At 69.9% G+C, this 6,452-nt stretch carries 6 protein-coding genes and 2 pseudogenes; 4 read left to right on the top strand and 4 right to left on the bottom strand.

Annotation, left to right across the window (positions count from 1 at the left end):
* A partial coding sequence (gene sodX / locus AOK18_RS19200) for a nickel-type superoxide dismutase maturation protease (protein ID WP_055695167.1) occupies nucleotides 1-391 on the top strand: 391 nt, incomplete at its 5' end.
* Here sodX and AOK18_RS19195 read toward each other — a convergent pair.
* On the bottom strand, nucleotides 295-924 hold the full coding sequence (locus AOK18_RS19195) for a CGNR zinc finger domain-containing protein (protein WP_055572492.1): 630 nt from the start codon (nucleotides 922-924) through the stop codon (nucleotides 295-297). The two genes, sodX and AOK18_RS19195, sit on opposite strands and share 97 nt — an antisense overlap.
* An 83-nt stretch (nucleotides 925-1,007) precedes the next feature.
* Here AOK18_RS19195 and AOK18_RS19190 point away from each other — a divergent pair, with 83 nt between their 5' ends.
* Complete coding sequence (locus AOK18_RS19190) at nucleotides 1,008-1,793, top strand: class I SAM-dependent methyltransferase (RefSeq protein WP_240503237.1); 786 nt, start codon at nucleotides 1,008-1,010, stop codon at nucleotides 1,791-1,793.
* An 83-nt stretch (nucleotides 1,794-1,876) separates the two neighbouring features.
* On the opposite strand, the gene AOK18_RS19185 is transcribed toward AOK18_RS19190, so the two are convergent.
* Genes AOK18_RS19185 through AOK18_RS19175 form a run of 3 tightly spaced genes read right to left on the bottom strand, consistent with a single transcriptional unit; the run spans nucleotide 1,877 to nucleotide 4,591 of the window.
* On the bottom strand, nucleotides 1,877-2,650 hold the full coding sequence (locus AOK18_RS19185; protein ID WP_055572493.1) for an amino acid ABC transporter ATP-binding protein: 774 nt from the start codon (nucleotides 2,648-2,650) through the stop codon (nucleotides 1,877-1,879).
* A complete protein-coding gene (locus AOK18_RS19180) occupies nucleotides 2,647-3,585 on the bottom strand; it encodes an amino acid ABC transporter permease (protein ID WP_055572494.1) in 939 nt (312 codons plus the stop codon). Before AOK18_RS19180 ends, AOK18_RS19185 begins: the two co-directional genes overlap by 4 nt.
* A 37-nt stretch (nucleotides 3,586-3,622) precedes the next feature.
* Entirely contained in the window at nucleotides 3,623-4,591 is a 969-nt protein-coding gene (locus AOK18_RS19175) for an ABC transporter substrate-binding protein (RefSeq protein ID WP_055572495.1), read from the bottom strand.
* Between the two features lie 584 nt (nucleotides 4,592-5,175).
* Here AOK18_RS19175 and AOK18_RS19170 point away from each other — a divergent pair.
* Nucleotides 5,176-6,188: pseudogene (locus AOK18_RS19170) on the top strand (NAD(P)-dependent malic enzyme); the annotation flags it as partial.
* A gap of 2 nt (nucleotides 6,189-6,190) precedes the next feature.
* Nucleotides 6,191-6,369 (top strand): annotated as a pseudogene (locus AOK18_RS34485) (NAD-dependent malic enzyme); the annotation flags it as partial.
* Nucleotides 6,370-6,452 lie beyond the last annotated feature (83 nt).

Here is a 6,452-nt window from a genome sequence, read left to right as displayed (position 1 = left end):
GCCCTTCGGGGTGGCCGAGGTGACGGGGCCCTCCATGGTGCCCACGCTGCGCCACGGGGACCGGCTCCTGGTGCATTACGGGGCCCGCATCAGGCCGGGGTGCGTCATCGTGCTGCGGCACCCCTTCCAGCAGGACCTGCTCGTGGTCAAGCGGGCCGCCGAGCGGCGCGGGGACGGCTGGTGGGTGCTGGGGGACAACCGGTACGCCGGCGGGGACAGCACCGACTACGGGGTGGTGCCCGACGAACTGGTGCTCGGCCGGGTCCGCCTGCGCTACCGGCCGCGCACACCGGATCAGCGGTCGCCGCTGGCCGTGGTGGGCTGGGCGCTGTCGGCGGCCCGGCCGGTGCTCTCCGGCCGCTCGGCCTCCAGGCGTTTGCGGGCACGGTAGGCGGCCACGTTGGCACGGGTGGCGCAGCGGTCCGAGCAGTAGCGCCGGGAGCGGTTGGTCGACGTGTCGAGGTAGGCGTTGCGGCAGGGCGACGCCTCGCACAGGCCGAGGCGGTCCACGCCGTGCTCGGTGAGGTGGAAGGCCAGGCCCATCGCGGCGATGGCGGCGTAGCCGGCGGTCGCGTTGGACGGGTGGTCGGCCAGGTGCATGTGCCATAGCGGGCGGCCGTCGTCGTCACGGACGTCGTGCCCGGAGATCTGCGGGCTGACCGGGAACTCCAGCAGCAGTGAGTTCAGCAGGTCGACGCCGAGGGTCTCGTCGCCCGCGTCCGCCGCCTCGAAAACCGCGCGCAGCCGGGCCCGGACGGAACGGAACCGGGTCACGTCCGCCTCGGTCGCGCGCCGTGCCGCGGACCGGTTGGCGCCGAACAGAGCGCGGACGGCCTCCACCGAGGTCAGGGTGTCGGTGCCCCGGGCCGGTTCCTCGGTGTTGACGAGGCGCACGGCGTAATCCGAGTAATAGGCCAGTTCCACTTGCAGTCCTTACGGTGGAGGTCTATGGTCGTACCCGCGATCAAGTAACAGGCGATCGTGGTTAAAGGGTATTACGTTTCGCGATGCGGGAGGGCTTCACGATGGCCGCGAACACCAGTACGTCCACGGTCGACTGGCAGACCTGGCAGGAGAGCTGGGACCGGCAGCAGGAGTGGTACATGCCCGACCGCGAGGAGCGGCTGCGGGTCATGCTCGACATGGTGGAGGCCGTCGTCGGCACCTCCCCGCGCGTCCTGGACCTCGCCTGCGGCACGGGGACCATCACGGCCCGGCTGCTCGCCCGGTTCCCGGACGCCACCAGCACCGGAGTCGACCTGGACCCGGCGCTGCTCACCATCGCCGAGGGCACCTTCGCCGGCGACGAGCGGGTCTCCCTCGTCACGGCCGACCTCAAGGACCCCGACTGGCCCGCCCGGCTGCCCCACGACTCCTACGACGCCGTACTCACCGCGACCGCCCTCCACTGGCTGCACAGCGAACCCCTCGCACACCTCTACGGCCAGGTCGCGCGGCTGGTCCGCCCCGGTGGTGTCTTCATGAACGCGGACCACATGATCGACGAGACCACGCCCCGGATCAACGCGGCCGAGCGCGCCCTGCGTCACGCGCGCATGGACCGGGCCAAGCGGGACGGCGCCCTCGACTGGGCCGCGTGGTGGAAGACCGCGGCCGCGGACCCCGTCCTCGCCGAGCCCACCGCCCGCCGCTTCGAGATCTACGGCGAGCACGCCGACGGTGACATGCCCTCCGCCGCCTGGCAGGCCCGGGTGCTGCGCGAGAAGGGGTTCGCCGAGGCCCGCCCCGTGTGGTGCTCGCCCTCGGACACCCTGCTGCTCGCGCTGAGGTGAGAGCGGCCGCGCACACGGGGCAGGGGCGGTACGGATGACCTCCGTGCCGCCCCTGCCCCGTTCCTGCGCTCTCCCGTGCGGTGTCAGAGCACCTTGGACAGGAACGACTTCGTCCGCTCGTGCTGCGGGTCGGTCAGCACGTTCCGCGGGTCGCCGGACTCGACCACCACGCCGCCGTCCATGAAGACCAGGCTGTCGCCCACCTCGCGGGCGAAGCCCATCTCGTGGGTGACGACGACCATCGTCATGCCCGACTCGGCCAGGTCGCGCATGACGTCGAGGACGTCACCGACCAGTTCCGGGTCGAGGGCCGAGGTCGGCTCGTCGAACAGCATCAGCTTCGGGTCCATGGCGAGCGCCCGCGCGATCGCCACCCGCTGCTGCTGGCCGCCGGAGAGCTGCGAGGGGTAGTTCCCGGCCTTGTCGGCCAGGCCCACGCGCTCCAGCAGCTGTCCCGCGCGCTCCCGGGCCTGCGCCTTGCTCACGCCCTTGACCTGCACCGGCGCCTCCATGACGTTCTCCAGCGCGGTCATGTGCGGGAACAGGTTGAAGCGCTGGAAGACCATGCCGATGTCCCGGCGCTTCCGTGCGACCTCGCTGTCCTTGAGCTCGTACAGCCTGTCGCCCTTCTGGCGGTAGCCGACCAGCTCCCCGTCGACGTACAGACGTCCCGCGTTGACCTTCTCGAGGTGGTTGATACACCTCAGGAAGGTGGACTTGCCGGAGCCGGAGGGGCCGATGAGGCAGAACACCTCGCCGGACTTCACCTCCAGGTCGATGCCCTTGAGGACCTCCACGGGGCCGAAGGACTTGTGGACGCCCTCGGCCTTGACCATGGCGGGGGAGGACTGGTTCATGCCGCGACTCCCTTCGGGCGGCGCGTGGGGAGGACCGCGGCCCTGAAGCGCTGCAGCGGTGTCGGAGGCAGGGCGCGGCTCGCGCCGCGGGCGTAGTGCCGCTCGATGTAGTACTGCCCGACGCTCAGGATCGAGGTCATGATCAGGTACCAGGCGGCGGCCAGGAAGTACATCTCCACCGGCGAGCCCGCGTTCTGGCCGATGTCCTGCGCCTCCTTGAAGAGGTCGTAGAACTGCACCGCCGAGACGAGCGAGGTCGTCTTCAGCATGTTGATCACTTCGTTGCCGGTCGGCGGCACGATGACGCGCATGGCCTGCGGGATGACGATCCGGCGGAGCGTCTTCGTGTGGCTCATGCCCAGGGCGTGCGACGCCTCGGTCTGTCCCTCGTCGACCGAGAGCAGGCCGGCCCGGCAGATCTCCGCCATGTAGGCGGCCTCGTTGAGCCCCAGGCCGAGCAGCGCCGCCAGCAGCGGCGTCATGAAGGACGACCAGTAGTCCTTGTAGAACGGACCCAGGTTGATGTACTCGAACACCAGGCCGAGGTTGAACCAGACGAAGAGCTGGACCAGGACCGGGGTGCCGCGGAAGAACCAGATGTAGAACCAGGCGATCGACGACGTCACCGGGTTCTTCGACAGGCGCATCACGGCGAGCAGGATGCCGCCGGCGATGCCGATCACCATCGACAGCACCGTGAGCAGCAGGGTGTTCAGGACGCCGTCGATGATGCGGTCGTCGAAGAAGTACTCGGGGATCGCATCCCAGTTGATCTTGCCTTGCGCGAAGGCGTAGACGACCGAGCCCAGCAGGGCGAGCGCGATGGCCGCGGACACGTACCGCCCCGGGTGCCGGACCGGGACGGCCTTGATGGCCTCCGGTCCGGCGGGGGGTGTCGCGTCGGGGCCGGCCGTCTTGTTGACGTCAGCAGTCACGAATGGAGCCTTTCAGAGCCGCGTCGAACGGGCCGGTTCAGGAGCCGCCGTTGATCTTGGCCTCGGTGATCGCACCGTCCTCGACGCCCCACTTCTCGACGATCTTCTTGTACTCGCCGCTGTCGATGACCGCCTGGACGGCCGCCTGCAGGGCGTCGCGCAGCTCGGTGTTGTCCTTGGCGACGGCGATGCCGTAGGGGCCCGCCTCGACCTGGTCGCCGACGATCTCGAAGTACTCGCCGCCGCCGGAGTTCTTCACGGAGTACGCGGCGATCGGGAAGTCGGCGGAGACGACGTTCGCGCCCTTGGAGCGCATCCGGGTCTCGGCCTCGGGGTTGGTCGCGAAGTCCTCGATCTTCAGCGCCTTCTTCCCGTCCTCCGCGCACTTCTTCGCCTGGTCCTTGGCGAGGTCGTGGGAGAAGGTGTTGCGCTGCACCGCCATGGTCTTGCCGCACAGGTCGTCCCAGGTCTTGATGCCCTGGTCGTCGCCCTTGTTGGTGTAGAGCGAGACGCCCGCGGTGAAGTAGTCGACGAAGTCGACACCGGTGCCGACCTTCTTGCCGGTGTCGGAGTCGATGCCCTCCTGCCGGTCCTTGGTGTCGGTCATGGCCGACATCGCGATGTCGTAGCGCTTGGAGGCGAGACCGCCGATGAGGGTGTCGAACGTGCCGTTCTGGAACTCGAACTTCACGCCGAGTTCCTTGCCCATGGCGTTCGCGAGATCGGGGTCGATGCCGACCGTCTTGCCGGAGTCGTCCTTGAACTCGACCGGGGCGTACGCGATGTCCGAGCCGACCCGGATGACGCCCCTGTCGCGTATCGACTTGGGCAGCTTGTCGGCCAGCGGGGCGGTGCTGTCGGACGCGGTGTCGCCGCCGTCCGAGCCGTTGTCCTTGGTCTGGTCACCGCAGCCGGTGACGAGCAGGGAGCCCGCGACCGCGATCGCGCCCACCGCCGCCAGTCGGGACCTGACGGCGAGGGAGCGACGGGTGATACGTGCGGTCATGGTGGTTCCTCCGGCGGAAGGGTGGGATGCCGATGGGGCCGGCCACTGCCGATGGGGATCGGCAGTGCCGCAGGTCGACGGGAGCACACGTCTTCGAGTGTCGCGACCTCGTGTGATTACCGCATCTTGCCATTCGGACTGCGCCGTCCAGGGGGCTCGCCATGTCAAAATCGGATAACAGGTGACGCTCGAACCGCGCCCGTCCGCTCCATCATGGCCGGACGGTCTGCGGGAGTATGCCATTGCGGCCGGAAGATCTCCGGCCGCCGAGGGTATATGGAGCGTCCGGCCGCCGGGCTTGCCGGATCTCCACCGCTTGCCGAGCGTTCGTCCGGGTCTTGTCCTGAAATTGGCCGATGGATCCCGGCGCCCGCATGTGACCTTTGCGTTATGGACTCGTCGCCGAAGGCGTCGGTCCGGTAAGAAGGTGCTTTACACCCCTCATCCGGGGATCAGGGCGCGTGTGCGGCGCGCCCGTCGTGTCCGAGCCCGGCGCATCAACCCCACGGGCTCTGCGCGGTCCCGCCCGCTCCTCACCCGGAGCGGCAACCCTCAAACCATGATCGATTAAGGGGTACAACCAAGTGGCAGCGGAGATTGTGAATCCTCGCAGCGACAGCGAAGGCCGGACCGGTCATACCGAGCAGGACGGCGGGGCGGAGCCCCTGGAGTCCTTCGACCCGGCATTCGCGCTGCACCGCGGCGGCAAGATGGCTGTGCAGGCCACCGTGCCGCTCCGCGACCGGGACGACCTGTCCCTGGCGTACACGCCCGGCGTCGCGAAAGTGTGCAGCGCGATCGCCGAGCAGCCGGACCTCGTCCACGACTACACCTGGAAGTCCTCGGTCGTCGCCGTCGTCACCGACGGCACGGCCGTGCTGGGGCTCGGGGACATCGGTCCCGGGGCGTCCCTCCCGGTGATGGAGGGCAAGGCCATCCTCTTCAAGCAGTTCGGCGGCGTGGACGCGGTCCCGCTCGCCCTGGACTGCACCGGCGTGGACGAGATCATCGAGACCGTGGTCCGGCTCGCCCCGTCCTTCGGCGGCGTGAACCTGGAGGACATCTCGGCGCCCCGGTGCTTCGAGATCGAGCAGCGGCTCCAGGAGCGGCTGGACATCCCGGTCTTCCACGACGACCAGCACGGCACCGCGATCGTGTCGCTGGCGGCCCTGCGGAACGCGGCGCGGCTGAGCGGACGGACCCTGGGCGAGCTGCGGGCCGTGATCTCGGGCGCGGGCGCGGCCGGCGTGGCCATCGCGAAGATGCTGGTCGAGGCCGGCATCGGCGATGTCGCGGTGGCCGACCGCAAGGGCGTCGTCTCGCGGGACCGGGAGGACCTCACGCCGATCAAGCGCGAACTGGCGGCCTTCACCAACAAGGCGGGCCTGTCCGGATCGCTCGAGGACGCGCTGGCCGGGGCCGACGTCTTCATCGGCGTCTCCGGCGGTACGGTCCCGGAGGCGGCGGTGGCGTCGATGGCAAAGGGCGCCTTCGTCTTCGCCATGGCCAACCCGGAGCCCGAGGTGCACCCGGAGATCGCGCACAAGTACGCGGCGGTCGTGGCCACCGGGCGGTCGGACTTCCCGAACCAGATCAANNGGGCCTCGCGGATCACCGAGGGGATGAAGCTGGCGGCGGCCGAGGCGCTGGCGGCGGTGGTGGGGGACGACCTCGCCCCCGACTACGTCATCCCGTCCCCGTTCGACGAGCGGGTCGCGCCCGCGGTGACCGCCGCGGTCGCCGCCGCGGCCCGTGCGGAGGGCGTCGCCCGCCGCTGAGGTGCGCGCAGGTGTGCCGGCCCCGTCCAGGGATGGACGGGGCCGGTCCTCTTGCGGGGGCCGCCCTCCGCACGGGCCGCGGC

Source organism: Streptomyces prasinopilosus (genome assembly GCF_001419695.1).
Taxonomy (GTDB): domain Bacteria; phylum Actinomycetota; class Actinomycetes; order Streptomycetales; family Streptomycetaceae; genus Streptomyces; species Streptomyces prasinopilosus.
The sequence above is the reverse complement of the archived record's forward strand: the minus strand, read 5'-3'. Positions and strand labels throughout refer to the sequence as shown.

Excerpts from the sequence above, each read along its gene's own strand:
- AOK18_RS19175 (WP_055572495.1), bottom strand. The coding sequence starts at position 4,591 with ATGACCGCACGTATCACCCGTCGCTCCCTCGCCGTCAGGTCCCGACTG.
- AOK18_RS19185 (WP_055572493.1), bottom strand. The coding sequence starts at position 2,650 with ATGAACCAGTCCTCCCCCGCCATGGTCAAGGCCGAGGGCGTCCACAAG.
- AOK18_RS19190 (WP_240503237.1), top strand. The coding sequence starts at position 1,008 with ATGCGGGAGGGCTTCACGATGGCCGCGAACACCAGTACGTCCACGGTC.